Source organism: Ancylobacter sp. SL191 (genome assembly GCF_026625645.1).
Taxonomy (GTDB): Bacteria; Pseudomonadota; Alphaproteobacteria; order Rhizobiales; family Xanthobacteraceae; genus Ancylobacter.
Map to the genome: position 1 here is coordinate 2,159,252 of NZ_CP113056.1, position 15,642 is coordinate 2,174,893.

A 15,642-nucleotide genomic window follows, 5' to 3' on the forward strand; every position below is an offset into this window, starting at 1 on the left:
CCTGGAATAATTACAACTGATAGCGAAAATATAGAACAGATAGTTCTTGAGATCATTTCTAAACTAATCCTATACGGTTCGCCCTGGCTCTGAATATCGGTTATTATGTCCCGGATGCGTCGTCTAACGCTTTCGGGGGCGACGTTTTGCTGAACGGGGATATTTTGCGAGAAGCGGGATGATGGACGAGCCGCGCGCCACGACCCTCCCTCCTGAACACGGCTATGCCGACTGGCTCACCGCCGTGGCGCCCGCATTGCGCGCGCTCGACTGGCAACGCCATATGCAGGTGGATGACCTTGGAGAAGGCGTTTCCATCGCCCTCCTCGACGTGCTGCCACCGGAGGATGTCGAACTGGTGGTGGAGGGGCCTCCGACCTTCTCCATCTCGGTCTTTGTGGAAGGGGAGGGAACGGTGTCCATCGACGGCGGCGAGCCGCTGGTCTTCACACCGGGGACAACGGTGATCTGCTCCACCGACCGGATCGTCAGTGGCGTGGATGTGCTGCGGGGAGGCGTCCGGCTCCGGATTGTGGACGTGCGGTTTGAGCCGCAATTGCTGGCGGCTCTCGGAGGCCCGCTTTGGCGCCGCTACGGCGGTCGGCTGCTTGTGGACCGCAGTGTGCCGGAACAGGGCGCGGTGATGGTGGGCTTTCCCGCTCCTCCTGCCCTGTTGCAGGTTGCCCAGCACATTTCAGGCTGCATCTATCGTCGCGCGGATGTACGGCGCCTTTACCTGCGGGCGAAGGCGCTGGAGATGCTGGCGATCGTGATGGGGCTTTTCCTTGAGGCCGACACCTCCGCCGCCGGACGCGGCGAGCGGGCGCAGCGCAAGGTGGAAGAGGCGCAGCGCCTGATCGAGGGGCGCCTGCACGAGCCCTGGACCATCACCCGCCTATCGCGCGAGGTCGGCCTTAACGAGAAGAGCCTGAAGTCCGCCTTTCGCGCCCATGTCGGTCAATCTATCCACGCCTATCTGACGCAAATTCGGGTGGAGGCGGCCGCGAACATGCTGTCCGCCGGCCAGACCGTCACAGAGACGGCGCTTGCCACCGGCTTCACCAATCTCAGCCATTTCAGCAAGACGTTCCGAAAGGTGACGGGCTTTGCCCCCAGCTGCCTGAGCCGGCGCCGGTGACAGGTCGCGCGCGCAACGTGGCGGCGATGTCTCCCCTCGCGGGCGCGCGGACCCTATCTGCCACGGGCAGCCCGCCCGGGTGACGCGGCGCTGAAAGGGAAGGGCGGAGCGACGACGAGGTGCCAGCCGGCCATTCTCGTCGAGAGCGCGGCAAGCTCCGCCGTCCAGTTACCGCGCATGCGGCTGTCGATCTTCTTGAAGGCTGGTTCGCCCCCAAGAAGCCCGTCGGCGAGGCGGTCATGGCGGCGGATCGGCCTGTCGCCATCCATCTCTTGTGTGCCAGGGTCGATGGCCGCGACGGCCGGCAGGGCGCGCTCGGGCTGCCACAATACCGGGATCCGGCAGCGGGGCGTAGCGAGCGCGGCGGCGCTGTCCAGTGCACCGGTGAGGTCGTCGGCGAGAAGGCGCAGGCGCGTGCCTTCAGCCCCGGCGGCGGTCCTGTCGCTGCACGGGAACGGCGCGCAGGACGCCGTTCAGCCGCCTCAGCTCGGCGTTTCTCCTGCGGGCGATATCTGCGGAGGAGATGGTCCCAAGTCCGTCTCTCCCTCCATCCGCGACGATGTCGACTTTAATCCGCACGAATTCAACGGGTTGATGCGCAGGACCGGTCGCTCGGATCGGATCTCGCTACAAAATTGACCGACGGCGCTTGACCGCGATCAGAAACGTCGTCAACAATGAGAACGTTCTCTGAGAACGTTCTCGTTAGTGGAGCGGCTCCGGGCACGGGAGGAAAAAAGATGATGGACGCCACAGGCCGCCCCGGTGCCGGGGAGCGGCAGACCGTGTCTCGCGAGATGCGAGCCTCCAGCGTCAGCAAGTCGTATGGCGCGACCGTCGCGCTCGAACATGCCGATATTGCGCTGAAGGCCGGCGAGGTTCATGCGCTGCTCGGCGAGAACGGGGCGGGCAAGTCCACTCTCGTGCGCATCTTCACTGGTGCGGTGATCCCCGATCGTGGCGAGATGCGGCTGCATGGCGAGACCTACGCGCCGCGTTCCATCATCGAGGCGCGCAAGCGCGAGGTCGCCACGGCCTTTCAGGAGTTGAGCCTCGTTCCCAATCTGAGCGTGGCGCAGAATTTCCTGCTTCCGGCGCTCGCCGGGCGCGGTTCGCCGCTGATCTCGCATCGCCACGTCATCGCCCGTGGCGCGGAAATCCTGGAACGCCACGGGCTCGTGCGGATCGATCCGGCGGCGCGCGTCGGCGACCTGCCGCTCGCCGAGCGCCAGCGCATCGAGATCGCCCGCGCCATCGAGAATGCCGGCCGTGTGTTGATCCTCGACGAGCCAACCGCCTCGCTGGCCGAGACGGACTGGCTGTTCGAACAAATTGGCAAGGCGCGGGCGCGGGGCGTCGCCATTCTCTACATTTCGCATAGGCTCGCCGAAGTGCGGGAAATCTGCTCGTCGGCGACCGTGCTGCGCAACGGTCGCTCCATCGACACGGTGAGCCTCGCCAGTGCCAGCGATGGCGACATTTTCGAGATGATGGTCGGTCACCGGGTCGAGCATGCGCGCCGGCCCGCGCGGGTGGCCGACCCGGCAAGCGCGCCGCGTCTTGCTGTCGAGAAACTGGTCGGTCATGGGCTGCGCGGGGTGAGCCTGCACCTCGGGGAGGGCGAGATCCTCGGCGTCGCCGCGCTGGAAGGCCAGGGCCAGCGCGGTCTGTTCCGCCTTCTGGCCGGGCTCGAGACGCCGGCCGGCGGCGTGATCCGCGTCGACGGAAAGGTGGCCGCCTATCGCAGCCCGCGCGCCGCGTTGCATTGCGGCTCAGGCATCAGCTATCTCCCGGAAGAACGCAAGACGGAAGGCATCCTCGCCGGCCTGTCGGCCGCCACCAATGTGGTTCTGCCCCTCCTGCGACGCGTGGGCCGGGCGGGTTTGATCGGCCGGCACGACGAGGAAAAGGCGGCACAGCCTTCGGCGCATCAGGTGGCGCTGAACGTGCGCTATCTCGGTTTCGCGATCGGCGACCTCTCCGGCGGCAATCAGCAAAAGGCGCTGATGGCGCGCACGCTGGCCACCGGCGCACGCACGCTGCTGCTGTTCGACCCCACGCGCGGCGTCGATGTCGGTACCAAGGAATCCATCTATGCCGCCATCCGCGCCTTCGCCGAGCGCGGCGGCTCGGTGCTGTTCTATTCCTCGGAACTGCCCGAGATCGTCCAATTGGCCGATCGCTGCCTCGTTCTTTATGGCGGGCAGGTGTTCCGCGATCTGGAAGGCGACGCCATCGCCGAACAGACGCTGGTGGCGGCGATGATCGGGCATGACCCGTGCGCGCCGGCCGGCCGCGCGCCCGTCTCCTTCGCCACCCCCGCTCACGCCGTCGCGGAGAATGCCCGATGAGCGACATTGCAACTGCGCGCGCCTCCCGTTCCGCGCCTCCCGTCGCCCGCTCCGGCCCGGCCCCGCGTCACCGGCTCTGGCGGCTGACGCATGGCGCCGGCCTGATCCTCGGCCTCTATGTGCTGCTCTATGCGCTTTACGCCTACCAGCAGCCGCGCGCTCTCGACACCTACGCCATCGCCGCGCTGATGAACAACACGGCCCCGCTGGCGCTCGCGGCGGCCGGGCAGACGCTGGTGGTGTTGAGCCGGGGCTTCGACCTCTCGATCGCCGGTGTGATCTCGCTCACCAACGTCGTGCTGGCGGTCTATCCCCTGGAAGGGCCGGGCGGGGCGTTGCTTTCGCTGCTGGTCTGCCTCGCCATCGGCGGGGCCGTGGGGGCGGTGAATGGGTGGCTGGTGGCCTATCTCCGGCTCCAGTCCATCGCCGCCACGCTGGCGACCATGATCATCTGCCAGGGCATCGCGCTGGTGATCCTCAATGCGCCGGGCGGGGCGGTCTCCGACTGGATCGCCGACGAATTGACCGGTCGGCTGTGGGGCGTGGTGCCGGTTTCGGGGCTGGCGGTTGCCGTGGTGATCGGGCTGTGGCTGCTGGTGCGGCGCACCGATTACGGGGTCGCGCTCTACGCCATCGGCGCCGACGAGCCCGCCGCCGCGCTCTCGGGCGTCAATGTGCGGCGCACGCGCTTCCTCACTTTTGTCGCGGCCGGCATGCTGTACGGGGTCGCCGGGCTGATGCTGAGCGCGCAGACGGCGACCGGCAATCCCAATTCCGGCACGCCGCTGCTGCTGCTCTCCTTCGCGGCCGTGGCGCTGGGCGGCACCTCGCTGAGCGGCGGACGCGGCGGGCTGTTCGCCTCGGTGATGGGAGCGGCGACGCTCACCCTGCTGCAGAAGGTGCTGTTCTCCAGCGGCGTCTCGTCCTTCTACACCGGCCTGTTCCAGGGCGTGGTGCTGATCGTGGCCGTGGTCTTCAGCGGTCTGCTGACCCGGATCGGAGAGCGGAAATGACGGTCATGAACGAGAATCCGATCTCGCAGGCCCGCTTCCAGCAGAACGGCGACACGCGGCGCAGCGCGCGCATCAGCGCCGAGACGGTGAGCACCCTCGCTGTGGCGATCCTGTGCGTCGTCCTTCTGGTCGGCGCGCGCTTCATTAGCCCCTCGCTGGGCTCCTGGTCGCAGGTGGAGACAGTATTGGTGCTGGGCTCGTTCCTGGTGGTGCTGTCCTTCGGGCAGGGACTGGTCATCCTCACCGGCGGGCTCGATCTGTCGCTGCCGGCGGTAGCCACGTTGAGCGGCATCCTCGCGACCAATTGGGTGGGCGCCAGCGATCCCGGCGCCTGGTATCTGCTGCCGCTGGTGCTGCTGGTCTGCGGAGGCGTCGGCTTCCTTTCCGCCGCCGGCATCGTCTGGCTGAAGGTGCCGCCCTTCATCATGACGCTGGCGATGTCGATCATCGTGTCCTCGCTGCTGCTGGGCTACACCAAGGGCACGCCGCGCGGCGCCTCTCCTGACGCGGCGGTGGCGCTGATGAAGGGCCATCTCCTCGGGCTTCCGGCGCCCGTCTTGTTCCTTGTCGTCTTCGTGCTGCTGGGGTGGCTGTTCCAGAGCCGCTCGATCTATGGGCGCTATCTCTATGCCATCGGCACCAATGTGGAGGCGGCGCGCATTGCCGGCGCTCCGGTTACGGCGATGCGCATCCTGCCCTATGTGGTCAGCGCGATGAGCGCTGGCTTCGCCGGCCTGATGCTGGTGGGCTATTCCAGCGGCGCCACGCTGCGCATGGGCGACAGCTACCTGTTGCCGTCCATCGCGGCGGTGGTGATCGGCGGCTCCTCCATCCTGGGCGGGCGCGGCACGTTTCTCGGCACGGTGGGCGGGGCGATCCTGCTGACCACGCTCGGCACCATCATCTCTGCCGTCGGCCTCGAATTCGGCCTGCGCACCATCATTGAAGGCGCCATCGTGCTGGTAGCGCTGCTGCTCCTGCGCGAGGAGCTTTTCCAGAAACTCGGCTCTCTCTGGCGTTAAGCCCGAGCAAGCGAGACGAACGACAAGAACACGCAAGATACCAGGAGGAAACGACGATGATATCGACGCTGCTCAAGACCGCGACCGCCGCGCTGTTGCTTGGGGCGACCTGCATGGCGGCCATCCAGCCGGCACAGGCCGCGCCTCCCAAGGACGGAAAGAAGTACAAAATCTATCTCAGCCTCAGCTATTCGGGTAATGCCTGGCAGTCCGAGGCCGCCAATATCGTCAAGGCGCTGGCGGCGACGCCGCCCTATAACGACATTGTCGAGTTGAAGGAGGTCATCTCCGGCGCCGACCCGCAGGCGCAGATCTCCGCCTATGAGAGCATGATCGACGCTGGCGCGGATGGCATTGTCAGCTTCCCGATTTCCGCCACCGCGCTCAACCGCACCATCAAGCGCGGCTGCGAGCAGGGCGTGCTGTTCTTCATGTACGACGCCACCGTGACCGAGAGCTGCGCCTATAACGTCAGCTATCTGTCCTCCGGCTTCGGCGAGAACTCGGCGCAGGCGCTGGTCAATGCGCTCGGTGGCAAGGGCAAGATCTTCCTGTCGCGCGGCGTGCCCGGCAACTCGGTCGACCAGCGCCACACCGATGGTGCCAAGCACATCTTTGCCAAATATCCCGGCATTGAGGTGGTGTCCGAATATTACTCGTTCTGGGATGACCGCACGACGCAGCAAGAGACCGCCAAGGCTCTTGCTGCGCACCCCGATGTCCAGGGCATCTGGGCGCAGGCCGGCGAATACGGCGCCATCCAGGCGCTGCTCGACAAGGGCGGCAATCTCGTGCCGGTCACGGGCGAGAACTCCAATGGTTTCCGCCTCGCCCTCGCCGACCCGGCGATGCAGGCGAAGGGGCTGACCGGCGTCTCGGCCGGCTCGCCGCCGGCGCAGTCGGGCTATGCCTTCAAGCTGATGATGGAAATCCTCACCGGCAAGCGGGAGCTCAAGCCGACAAATATCGAATACCCGCTGCCTTGGGTTCCCGCCGATAAGGTCAAGCTGTGCGCGGGTGAAAAATTCGAGAACGGCTGCAACGTCTTCCCGAAGGATCGCGTGCCGTCCTCCTTTGTCACCGAAGTCCTGAATCCGGTACTGCTGCCTGAGCTGAACATCGACTCGGCCCTGAACGGCACCCCGGTGAAGGGCGCGACCATCCAGCCGCTGCCGGCCGAGATCGTGAAGGCCGCCAATGAGCCGGGCATCAACTGCGGGCGCTGCGAGGCGGCCAAGGATCAGTACAAGCTCACCAAGGTTGCGCCGACAGTGAACTGAGGCGGCCGCAACGGAAGGATCTCTGCCCGGCGCCGACAGGTGCCGGGCAGCCCAGGACGCCCGAACAGGGTGGCGCGGCATGCTGGTTACGGACGAAACTGCTTTCCTGCCATAGCGGAATGACAGGAGCGCCAGCAATGGCGAGACGGGAGACATGCCTTGAGCGACGCACAACGAGATAAGGGACGACGGGTGACCGTGAAGGACCTCGCACGCGATCTCGGCATGTCGGTCTCGACGGTTTCGCGCGCCTTCTACCCGGACGCGGTTGTCGCCTCGGAGACGCGCCGGCTGGTGCTGGAGCGCGCCACCGCGCTCGGCTACCGCCCCAATCCCTTCGCCCAGAGTCTGATCACCAAGAAGACCCAGATCGTCGGCATGGTGGTCGCCGACCTGACGAACCCGTTCTATCCCGAAGTCATGACCGAGATGACGGCGATGCTGCAGGAGGCCGGCATGAATGTGATGCTCGCCGCCGCCAACCAGCCGGAGAAGATCGACGATGCGGTTGACCTCCTGCTGACCTATCAGCCTGACCTCGTGATCGTGCTTGCCGCCAACATGGCCTCGCATGCCCGCGAGAAATGCGAGGGCGCCGGGGCGCCGTGCATCTTCTTCAATCGCCTCTCCGCGGACGGTCTTGGCTTCGGCGTGACCTGCGACAACGAGGCGGGTGGCCGGTTGGTCGCCGATCACCTCATCGATAGTGGCCACCGGCATCTCGCCTATGTATCGGCCTTTCCCGGCGCCTCCACCAATGTGGAGCGCGGCAAAGGATTCAGCAGCCGGGCGGTGGAGCGGGGCTTCGCGCCGCCCGTCGTGATCGAGGCCGGTCGCTTCAGCTACGAGGCCGGCTATGCCGCCGGGCTCGATGCGGCGAAGGCAGGGCGCCCACTCGACGGCGTGTTTTGCGCCAACGACATCGTCGCCATCGGCTTCATCGCCGGGGTGCAGGAGAGTCGCCGGTTTCGTGTGCCGGACGACATCTCGGTCGTCGGCTTCGACGATATCACCATGGCGGGCTGGCCTTCGCACCTGCTGACGACGGTGGCGCAGCCGCTGGACGGGATGATGGCAGCGACCGTCAGCCTCGCCCGTGAACTCGCCGTCGACCGCAGGCAGGATCCGCACATTCTGCGCCTGCCGCCCGGCGAACTGATTGAGCGAAACACGACGCGCAAGCGGGATGGAGGGGCCAGATGACGATGCAGCGACGCGTTCTTTTCGATCGCTTGACGACGGTGCACCGCCCCGACTGCGCTTTCTTTGCCGACGGTCCGCTGCCGATGCCGGTCGCCGGGCCGGACGATCTGGCCCCCTTGCTCGGCTCGGATCAGGCGGCCCGTTATGCCGATGCGTGTCGCCCGGTCTTCGAAGATCTGCGCCGGGTCGTCGGCCAACTCGCGGGGCTCATGATTCTAGCCCAGCTCACCCAATCGTCCGAGGTGGCCGGCCTCGACGAGCTCGCGAGCTGCCGACGGCGCTGGGCTGAGGCGGGCGAACGGATCAAGACGTTGGCTGCCCCGGACGCGCTCGCCCCGCACCGGGCGCAGATCGAGGCCGCGCATGCTTTTTCTGGCCTTGCGCTGGGAAGGTTCTCTGAGCTGCGTCCGCGCGGCGACAACGAGGCCGCCTTCGACACCATCTCGCGCCATGTGCGCCGGGCCTACGCGCATCTCAGCGCGGCTACCGCCGAAAAGGCCGGGCTCGCCATGGTGGACCTGTCCCATGCCTGTTGCTCCTGCGGGCACTGAACCGCCCGCCGGAAGAAAGACAAAAGAACCAAAGGAAGGAAACGAGCCATGTCCGACTATTCGATCTGGGTGTGCGAATATTCCTATGTGAAGAACTACCACAAGAGCGGCGTGCTCTATGGGGCGCACAACCAGGGTTTCGTGAAGCTTCCCTATTGCTACGTCGTCATCAAGGGCCGCGATCATGTGGCCATGGTCGATGTCGGCTATAACGACAAGGACTATGGCAAGCTTCTGGGTGATCGCTTCGGCGTGGAGAACTGGCGCAACCCCACAACGGTTCTGGCCGAAGTCGGCGTGAAGCCGGAGGATGTGGATACCTGTTTCATCACACATGCGCATTTCGACCATTTCGGCAATGTCGAGGACTTCCCGAACGCTAAGTTCTACATTCAGGAGCGCGAGATCGCGAAATGGGTCTGGGCGATGTCGCTGCCCGATCGCCTGCGCTGGATGATGGTGGCGGTCGATCCCGGCGACATTGTTCGCGGTGCCGATCTCGCCCGGCAGAAGCGTCTCGTCACGGTCAACGGCGCCTTGAGCGACGTGCTGCCCGGCATCGATCTGCACGCGGCTGATGACAGCCACACCTGGGGCTCCATGTGGGTCACGGTACGCAATGACGGACAGGAGCAGTCGCAGGACACCTGGGTACTCGCGGGCGATCTCGTCTATGTCTTCGAAAACATTCACGGCCCTGGGGCGGCCGTCGATGAGAAGGAAGTTTATACGCCAGTGGGTCTTGCCGTTGGCAGCCAGGCAAATCTCGTGCTCGCCACCGAGGCGATGATGAAGCAGGTCAACTACGATTCGCACCGCGTCATCCCGGTGCATGAGGAGCGCCTGCGCGATACTTTTCCCTCGCGCATCACCCGGGAAGGTCTGCGGATCACCGAGATCTGCCTTGCCGACGGCGAAACCTCGAAGGTGTCGGCATGACGCGCCCGGCACCTGCCACGGCTCGTATCATCGCCATCATAGGTGCGGGTTTGGTCGGTTCTGGCTGGGCGCTGGTGTTTGCCCGCGCCGGGTTGCGGGTGCAGGTCTACGATCCCGCGCCCGAAGTCCGCGCCCGTATCCTGCCCTGGGCGCGGGAGAGCGCGACCGCACTGGCCGATGCCGGGCTCATGGAGGATGTCGCGGCTGTGATCGGCCGTCTGCATGTGGTCGACACGCTCGAGGCGGCGCTCGACGGCGCCACCTATGTGCAGGAATCGGTCTTCGAGCGCGTGGAGGTGAAGACCGACATATGCCGCGCCATCGATGCCGTCATGGCGCCGAATGCCATTGTCGGTTCTTCGTCCTCGGGCATCCCTGCCTCGCGCTTTACCGAGGGGTGCGCCCGTCGCGGGCGCTTCCTGATCGCTCATCCGGTCAACCCGCCGCATCTTGCCCCGGTGGTCGAGCTGGTTCCGGCGCCCTGGACGGATGCCGCGGCGCTCGCCGACGTGCGCGAACTGATGCAGACGGTCGGGCAGGTGCCGGTGACGCTCGCCCGCGAGATCGACGGCTTCATCCTGAATCGCCTTCAGGGTGCGCTGCTGAACGAGGCCTGGGCTCTCTATGACGAGGGTTATGCCGGCCTCGCCGACATCGACGCCACCATTGCGCATGGTCTCGGGCTGCGCTGGGCGTTCATGGGGCCATTCGAGACCATCGACCTCAACGCGCCAGGTGGCATTGTCGACTATGCCGCCCGGCTTGGCGGCATGTACCATGCCATGGCGCAGAGCCGCCCGCCCCAACCTTGGCCGGAAGACACCATCCGCCGCGCCGGCGAAGAGCGCCGCGCGGCGCTTCCGGAAGCCGAGCTCGCGGCCCGCCGCGCCTGGCGTGACAAAGCGCTCACCGGCCTCGCTGCCTTCAAGAAGGCTAGTGGGCTCGCTCCCTAGCACCCGCCGCCTCTTCCCGCCTTCGCGACACATTTAAACGTAAGGACCAGTACCATGGCCGTAACCTATTTGAAGCGCGGCAAGCCCGCCGATGAGCGCTCGCAGGACGACCGCAAGGTTCGTGAGACGGTCGAGACCATCTTGGCCGACATTGAGGCGCGCGGCGATGTGGCGGTGCGTGAACTGTCGGAGAAGTTCGATCGCTATTCACCGCCTACCTTCCGTCTGACGCTCAGCGATATTGAGGCGCTGATGGCGCGGGTCTCGACGCGGGATATGGAGGACATCCGTTTCGCCCAGGAGCAGGTGCGCAATTTCGCGCAGGCCCAGCGCAACTCGATGACGGATATCGAGATCGAGACGCTGCCCGGCGTTATTCTTGGCCACAGGAACATCCCGGTGCAGTCGGTCGGCTGCTACGTGCCGGGCGGCAAATTCCCGATGGTCGCCTCGGCTCACATGTCGGTGCTGACCGCCGCCGTGGCCGGCGTGCCGCGCATCGCCGCCGCCACCCCGCCTTTCAAGGGCGAACCCAACCCGGCTGTGATTGCCGCCATGCATTTGGGGGGGGCCCACGAGATCTACGTAATGGGTGGCATTCAGGCTATCGGCGCGCTGGCAATCGGCACCGAAACTATCGCCCCGGTCGACATGTTGGTCGGCCCCGGCAACGCCTATGTTGCCGAGGCAAAGCGCCAGCTCTATGGCCGCGTCGGCATTGACCTGTTCGCCGGTCCCACCGAGACCATGGTGATCGCCGACAATACGGTGGATGGTGAGATCTGCGCGACCGATCTGCTCGGGCAGGCGGAGCATGGCTACAATTCGCCGGCCGTTCTGGTCACCAACAGCCGCCGGCTCGCCGAGGACACCCTCGCTGAGATCGACCGCCTTCTCGCGCTATTGCCGACGGCCGATACCGCGACCAAGTCGTGGGCCGATTATGGCGAGGTCATCCTGTGCGACACCCATGAGGAGATGCTCGAGGTCGCCAACGACATCGCCTCCGAGCATGTCCAGGTCATGACCGACCGCGACGACTGGTATCTCGCCAACATGCACTCCTATGGCGCGCTGTTCCTCGGCGCCCGCACCAATGTCGCCAATGGCGACAAGGTGATCGGCACCAACCACACGCTGCCGACCCACAAGGCGGGGCGTTACACGGGCGGTCTCTGGGTCGGCAAGTTCCTCAAGACGCACAGCTACCAGAAGATCACCACCGACGAGGCGGCGGCTATGATCGGGGCCTATGGCTCCCGGCTCTGCCTGCTTGAGGGCTTTGTCGGTCATGCCGAGCAGTGCAATGTGCGCGTGCGCCGCTACGGGCACAAGAACGTGCCTTATGGCGAGGCCGCGGAATGAATGCCGCCCTACCATCGTTCCGGCTCGACGGACGCCGGGTGCTGGTGACGGGCGCGGGGCGGGGCATCGGTCTTGCCATTGCGCAGGCCTGTGCCGCCTCCGGCGCCGAGGTTACCCTCTGCGCCCGTTCGGCGGGCGAGATCGGCGCGGCCACCGACGATTTGCGGGCGCAAGGCTTCAAAGCTGAAACAATGTCGGCCGACGTCACCGATGTGGCGGGTTTTGCCGCACTCATCGCGGCGCGCCCCGCCTTTGATGTCTTCGTCAATAATGCCGGCATGAACCGGCCCAAGCCGCTCGCCGATGTCACGGTCGAGGATTACGACGCCGTCCTGGGGCTGAACCTTCGTAGCGCCGTGTTCGCCGCCAAGGCCGTTACCGCCGGAATGATCGAGGCGAGGCGAGGCGGATCGGTGATCAACATGTCGTCGCAGATGGGGCATGTCGGGGCGGCCAACCGCACGATCTACTGCGCCTCGAAATGGGGGTTAGAGGGCTTCACCAAGGCGCTCGCGGTCGAACTGGCGCCGCACCGTATCCGCGTCAACACCATCTGTCCCACCTTCATCGAGTCACCGATGACCGAACCCTACTTTCGCGATCCGGTTTTCCGTTCGGACGTGCTGTCGAAGATTCCGCTCGGTCGCATTGGGCGCGTGGACGAAGTGGCGGCGGCGGCGGTTTTCCTCGCCTCTGATGGCGCGACGCTGATGACGGGCAGCGCGCTGATGTTGGATGGGGGCTGGACAGCTCTGTGACCGAAGCAGCGCTTTGCAGGCGTTGATCGCGAGTTTCAGCTTGCGAACAGGGCAGCCTCGAAACATCACGCTTCGGCGCAGCAGGACTTCTGCCGGAGCGTAGCCTCGTGCCTGTTCTGGAGTGCCGGAGCGAAGACGTAGTTCTCAGTTTCATCCACGTTGGTGCGCCACTTAACTAAATGAAAAATAATATAAATTTAGAACTCGCTCGGCGGCTCTGCGTGGTCTGAATAGCCACGGAATAGCCACCGGAACGAATGTCGGGCTTCATCCTCGAAATGCCCGCTTCGGACGCGGGACGATCTTGCCGCGGGTTTCAGTTCAAACGCTGATACGCCCGGTCGCCAGGGCAAAGATCGCCGTCCCGGCGCCCGCGACCGCGGCTGCGAATAATAGCCGTTCGGGGGGCGTGAAGATCGGCTGGCCACGCTCGCGCTGTGCAAGGATGAAGAGGGCGGTGCCCGGCGCATAGATCACCAGGGACAGGAGCAGGAACTTCAATCCGCCCGCATAGATCAGCCCGACCGTATAGAGCGTGGCGAGAGCGGCGCGAACCAGATCGGTCCAGCGCCCCTTGGGCTGCGCGGCATAGGTCTCGCCGCTCCAGGCGAGCTTGAGCGCATAGGCCGCGACCAGCAGATAGGGCAGCAGGATCATCGACGAGGTGAGCTTGAGCGCCAACAGGAAGGCCTGCTCGGCAAACAGCGTCATGATGAGGAAGAACTGGACCAGAAGATTGGTCAGCCACAGGGCCGCGAATGGCACGCCATTGCGGTTCTCCGCCGCCAGAAAGGCCGGCATGGTCTCCATTCGCGCGGCCGAGAAGAGGACTTCGGCCGCCAATAGCGACCAGGATAGATAGGCGCCGAGCACCGAGACGATGAGCCCGATGGAGATGAACACGGCGCCCCAGGGACCGACGACCGCCTGCAGCACGCCGGCCATCGACGGGTTGCGCAGGCCCGCCAGTTCCGGGCGCAGCAACACGCCATAAGACAGCATGGTCACCAGGACCAGCAGGCACAGCACGCCCAGAAAGCCCATCAGCGTCGCCAGTCCGACATCCGAGCGGCGCCGCGCATAGCGCGAATAGACGCTCGCGCCCTCAATGCCGACAAAGACGAACACCGTGACCAGCATCGTGCCCCGGACCTGGTCGAACAGGCCGCCGGCATCCGCGCCACCCCAGAAATTCGCGGCAAAGACCTCGGCCTTGAAGCCGAAGCCGACGAAGACGAGAAACAGCAGGATCGGAATGATCTTGGCGACGGTAACGATGGTGTTGAGCGCCGCCGCCTCGCGTACGCCGCGCAGGATGAGGAAATGCACGGTCCACACGCCCAGCGACGACACCGCCACGGCGATGACGGTGTTGCCATCGCCAAAGACCGGAAACAGCGCGCCGAGCGTCGACTTGATCAGCACCCAATAGGACACATTGCCGAGGCAGCAGACGGTCCAGTAGCCCAGTGCCGAGGCGAAGCCGAGATAATTGCCGAAGCCATCCTTGGCATAGGCGAACACGCCGGCGTCGAGATCAGGCTTGCGACGCGACAGGGTCTGGAAAACGAAGGCCAGCATCAGCATGCCGCCGCCGGCGATGCCCCAGGCGATGAGGGCGCCCAGACCGCCGGTAACCCGCCCGAACGTCTGCGGCAGCGAGAAGATTCCGGCCCCGACCATGGAGCCAACCACCATGGCGGTCAGCGTCGGCAGTGCGAATTTCTGGTCCGTGGGCTGGGTCATCCGAGCGCCTTTATGACGATGGTGGCGCTGCCTCCCTCTCCCCATCGGGAGAGGGAGGGGTCTCGTTCAGTAGTCCACCGCGTCGCGGATGATCGGGCAGGTCATGCAATGCCCGCCGCCACGCCCGCGCCCGAGCTCGGAGCCGTCAATGGTGATGACCTCGATGCCGGCCTTGCGCAGCAGTGTGTTGGCGTAGGTGTTGCGGTCATAGGCGAATACGACGCCCGGCGAGGCGCAGACGAGGTTGGCGCCCGAATCCCACTGGGTGCGCTCGCGCATATAGTCATTGCCGCCGGTATGGACGACCCGCATTTCTTTCAGGCCCAGAGCCTCGCGCACGGTCTCGACGAGGCCGCCCTTGTCCTTGCGCAGTTCGACACCGCCCTTGCCGTCCGGGCGGTAGGAGAAGCAGTCGATCTTGTCGACGATGTCCGGGTAGAGCAGCACGCAGTCGCGGTCGGCGAAGGTGAAGACCGTGTCGAGATGCATGGCCGCCCGCAGCTTCGGCATGGCGGCGATGATGACGCGCTCGGCGGCGCCCTGCGCGAACAGCGCCGCTGCCGCCTGGCTGATTGCCTGACGCGAGGTGCGCTCGCTCATGCCGATCAGCACGTTTCCCTTGCCGATCGGCATCACATCGCCGCCTTCCAACGTGGCGAGGCCCCAATCCTGCGTCGGGTCGCCCCACCACACCTTCACCTTGCCGGCGAAGTCCGGGTGGAACTTGTAGATCGAGGTGGTGAGGATTGTCTCCTCATGCCGCGCCGGCCAGTAGAGCGGGTTGAGCGTCACGCCGCCGTAGATCCAGCAGGTGGTGTCACGGGTGTAGAGCGTGTTCGGCAGCGGCGGCAGCAGATATTCGTTTACCCCAGCTGCGTCGCGGATCAGCGCCAGCGTCTCACCGCCAATGGTTTCGGGGAATTCATAGGTCGAGAGGCCACCGATCAGCGTTTCCGCCAGCTGGCGGTTCGGCAGCCCATCGAGATAGGAGCGCACCTCATCGACGAAGCCGACGCCGATCGTGTTCGGCACCACCTGATGGTCGAGGATCCAGGCTTTCGCCTCGGGAATGGCGACCGTCTCGGTCAGCAGGTTGTGCATCTCGACCACGTCGATGCCGCGGTCGCGCATCTTGGTGATGAAGTCGAAATGATCGCGCTTGGCCACATCGACCCACAGCACATCGTCGAACAGCAACTGGTCGCAATTGCTGGGGGTCAGGCGCTGATGCGCGCGGCCGGGCGCGCAGACCATGACCTTGCGCAGTTGGCCGACTTCGGAGTGAACACCGAAGGGGGTTTCCATCATGGGGACTCCTATGAC

At 65.4% G+C, this 15,642-nt stretch carries 14 protein-coding genes; 11 read left to right on the top strand and 3 right to left on the bottom strand.

Annotated features, from left to right (window positions below; genetic code table 11):
* Positions 1–178: 178 nt before the first annotated feature.
* A complete protein-coding gene (locus OU996_RS09760) occupies positions 179–1,138 on the top strand; it encodes a helix-turn-helix transcriptional regulator (protein WP_267585398.1) in 960 nt (319 codons plus the stop codon).
* Between the two features lie 53 nt (positions 1,139–1,191).
* On the opposite strand, the gene OU996_RS21435 is transcribed toward OU996_RS09760, so the two are convergent.
* The gene (locus OU996_RS21435; protein ID WP_420712755.1) at positions 1,192–1,548 is read right to left on the bottom strand and encodes a four-carbon acid sugar kinase family protein; all 357 of its coding nucleotides are present in this window, start codon (positions 1,546–1,548) and stop codon (positions 1,192–1,194) included.
* Positions 1,549–1,878: 330 nt separating this feature from the next.
* Between OU996_RS21435 and OU996_RS09765 the strand changes: the two genes are divergently transcribed.
* The 10 genes from OU996_RS09765 (at position 1,879) to OU996_RS09810 (ending at position 12,573) form a co-directional block, all read left to right on the top strand.
* The gene (locus tag OU996_RS09765; protein WP_267585399.1) at positions 1,879–3,489 is read left to right on the top strand and encodes a sugar ABC transporter ATP-binding protein; all 1,611 of its coding nucleotides are present in this window, start codon (positions 1,879–1,881) and stop codon (positions 3,487–3,489) included.
* A complete protein-coding gene (locus tag OU996_RS09770) occupies positions 3,486–4,502 on the top strand; it encodes an ABC transporter permease (protein ID WP_267585400.1) in 1,017 nt (338 codons plus the stop codon). Before OU996_RS09765 ends, OU996_RS09770 begins: the two co-directional genes overlap by 4 nt.
* 5 nt (positions 4,503–4,507) lie before the next feature.
* Positions 4,508–5,524 (top strand): ABC transporter permease, encoded by a 1,017-nt coding sequence (locus tag OU996_RS09775; protein WP_267585401.1) that lies wholly within the window; start codon positions 4,508–4,510, stop codon positions 5,522–5,524.
* Between the two features lie 56 nt (positions 5,525–5,580).
* Complete coding sequence (locus OU996_RS09780; RefSeq protein WP_267585402.1) at positions 5,581–6,804, top strand: sugar ABC transporter substrate-binding protein; 1,224 nt, start codon at positions 5,581–5,583, stop codon at positions 6,802–6,804.
* 198 nt (positions 6,805–7,002) lie between these two features.
* A complete protein-coding gene (locus OU996_RS09785) occupies positions 7,003–8,007 on the top strand; it encodes a LacI family DNA-binding transcriptional regulator (RefSeq protein ID WP_267585403.1) in 1,005 nt (334 codons plus the stop codon).
* Positions 8,004–8,558 carry a hypothetical protein gene (locus OU996_RS09790; protein ID WP_267585404.1) on the top strand — a complete coding sequence of 185 codons (555 nt, stop codon included), beginning with the start codon at positions 8,004–8,006 and terminating at the stop codon, positions 8,556–8,558. Before OU996_RS09785 ends, OU996_RS09790 begins: the two co-directional genes overlap by 4 nt.
* A gap of 48 nt (positions 8,559–8,606) precedes the next feature.
* Positions 8,607–9,497 (top strand): N-acyl homoserine lactonase family protein, encoded by an 891-nt coding sequence (locus tag OU996_RS09795; protein WP_267585405.1) that lies wholly within the window; start codon positions 8,607–8,609, stop codon positions 9,495–9,497.
* Positions 9,494–10,450: a 3-hydroxyacyl-CoA dehydrogenase gene (locus OU996_RS09800; RefSeq protein ID WP_267585406.1), complete on the top strand. Its 957-nt coding sequence runs from the start codon at positions 9,494–9,496 to the stop codon at positions 10,448–10,450. Before OU996_RS09795 ends, OU996_RS09800 begins: the two co-directional genes overlap by 4 nt.
* Positions 10,451–10,504: 54 nt before the next feature.
* A complete protein-coding gene (gene hisD, locus OU996_RS09805) occupies positions 10,505–11,815 on the top strand; it encodes a histidinol dehydrogenase (protein ID WP_267585407.1) in 1,311 nt (436 codons plus the stop codon).
* The gene (locus OU996_RS09810; protein ID WP_267585408.1) at positions 11,812–12,573 is read left to right on the top strand and encodes an SDR family NAD(P)-dependent oxidoreductase; all 762 of its coding nucleotides are present in this window, start codon (positions 11,812–11,814) and stop codon (positions 12,571–12,573) included. The genes hisD and OU996_RS09810 overlap by 4 nt, the downstream gene beginning before the upstream one ends.
* Before the next feature lie 321 nt (positions 12,574–12,894).
* On the opposite strand, the gene OU996_RS09815 is transcribed toward OU996_RS09810, so the two are convergent.
* Positions 12,895–14,319, bottom strand: a complete 1,425-nt coding sequence (locus OU996_RS09815) for a basic amino acid/polyamine antiporter (RefSeq protein ID WP_267585409.1) — start codon at positions 14,317–14,319, stop codon at positions 12,895–12,897.
* A 66-nt stretch (positions 14,320–14,385) separates the two neighbouring features.
* Positions 14,386–15,624, bottom strand: coding sequence for an arginine deiminase (locus OU996_RS09820; RefSeq protein ID WP_267585668.1), 1,239 nt, complete (start codon positions 15,622–15,624; stop codon positions 14,386–14,388).
* Positions 15,625–15,642: the final 18 nt, after the last annotated feature.

Coding starts and splice junctions, on each gene's coding strand:
- OU996_RS09765 (WP_267585399.1), top strand. CDS start 1,879: ATGATGGACGCCACAGGCCGCCCCGGTGCCGGGGAGCGGCAGACCGTG.
- OU996_RS09810 (WP_267585408.1), top strand. CDS start 11,812: ATGAATGCCGCCCTACCATCGTTCCGGCTCGACGGACGCCGGGTGCTG.
- OU996_RS09775 (WP_267585401.1), top strand. CDS start 4,508: ATGAACGAGAATCCGATCTCGCAGGCCCGCTTCCAGCAGAACGGCGAC.
- OU996_RS09815 (WP_267585409.1), bottom strand. CDS start 14,319: ATGACCCAGCCCACGGACCAGAAATTCGCACTGCCGACGCTGACCGCC.
- OU996_RS09770 (WP_267585400.1), top strand. CDS start 3,486: ATGAGCGACATTGCAACTGCGCGCGCCTCCCGTTCCGCGCCTCCCGTC.
- OU996_RS09790 (WP_267585404.1), top strand. CDS start 8,004: ATGACGATGCAGCGACGCGTTCTTTTCGATCGCTTGACGACGGTGCAC.
- OU996_RS09795 (WP_267585405.1), top strand. CDS start 8,607: ATGTCCGACTATTCGATCTGGGTGTGCGAATATTCCTATGTGAAGAAC.
- OU996_RS09780 (WP_267585402.1), top strand. CDS start 5,581: ATGATATCGACGCTGCTCAAGACCGCGACCGCCGCGCTGTTGCTTGGG.
- hisD (WP_267585407.1), top strand. CDS start 10,505: ATGGCCGTAACCTATTTGAAGCGCGGCAAGCCCGCCGATGAGCGCTCG.
- OU996_RS09820 (WP_267585668.1), bottom strand. CDS start 15,624: ATGGAAACCCCCTTCGGTGTTCACTCCGAAGTCGGCCAACTGCGCAAG.
- OU996_RS09760 (WP_267585398.1), top strand. CDS start 179: ATGATGGACGAGCCGCGCGCCACGACCCTCCCTCCTGAACACGGCTAT.
- OU996_RS09800 (WP_267585406.1), top strand. CDS start 9,494: ATGACGCGCCCGGCACCTGCCACGGCTCGTATCATCGCCATCATAGGT.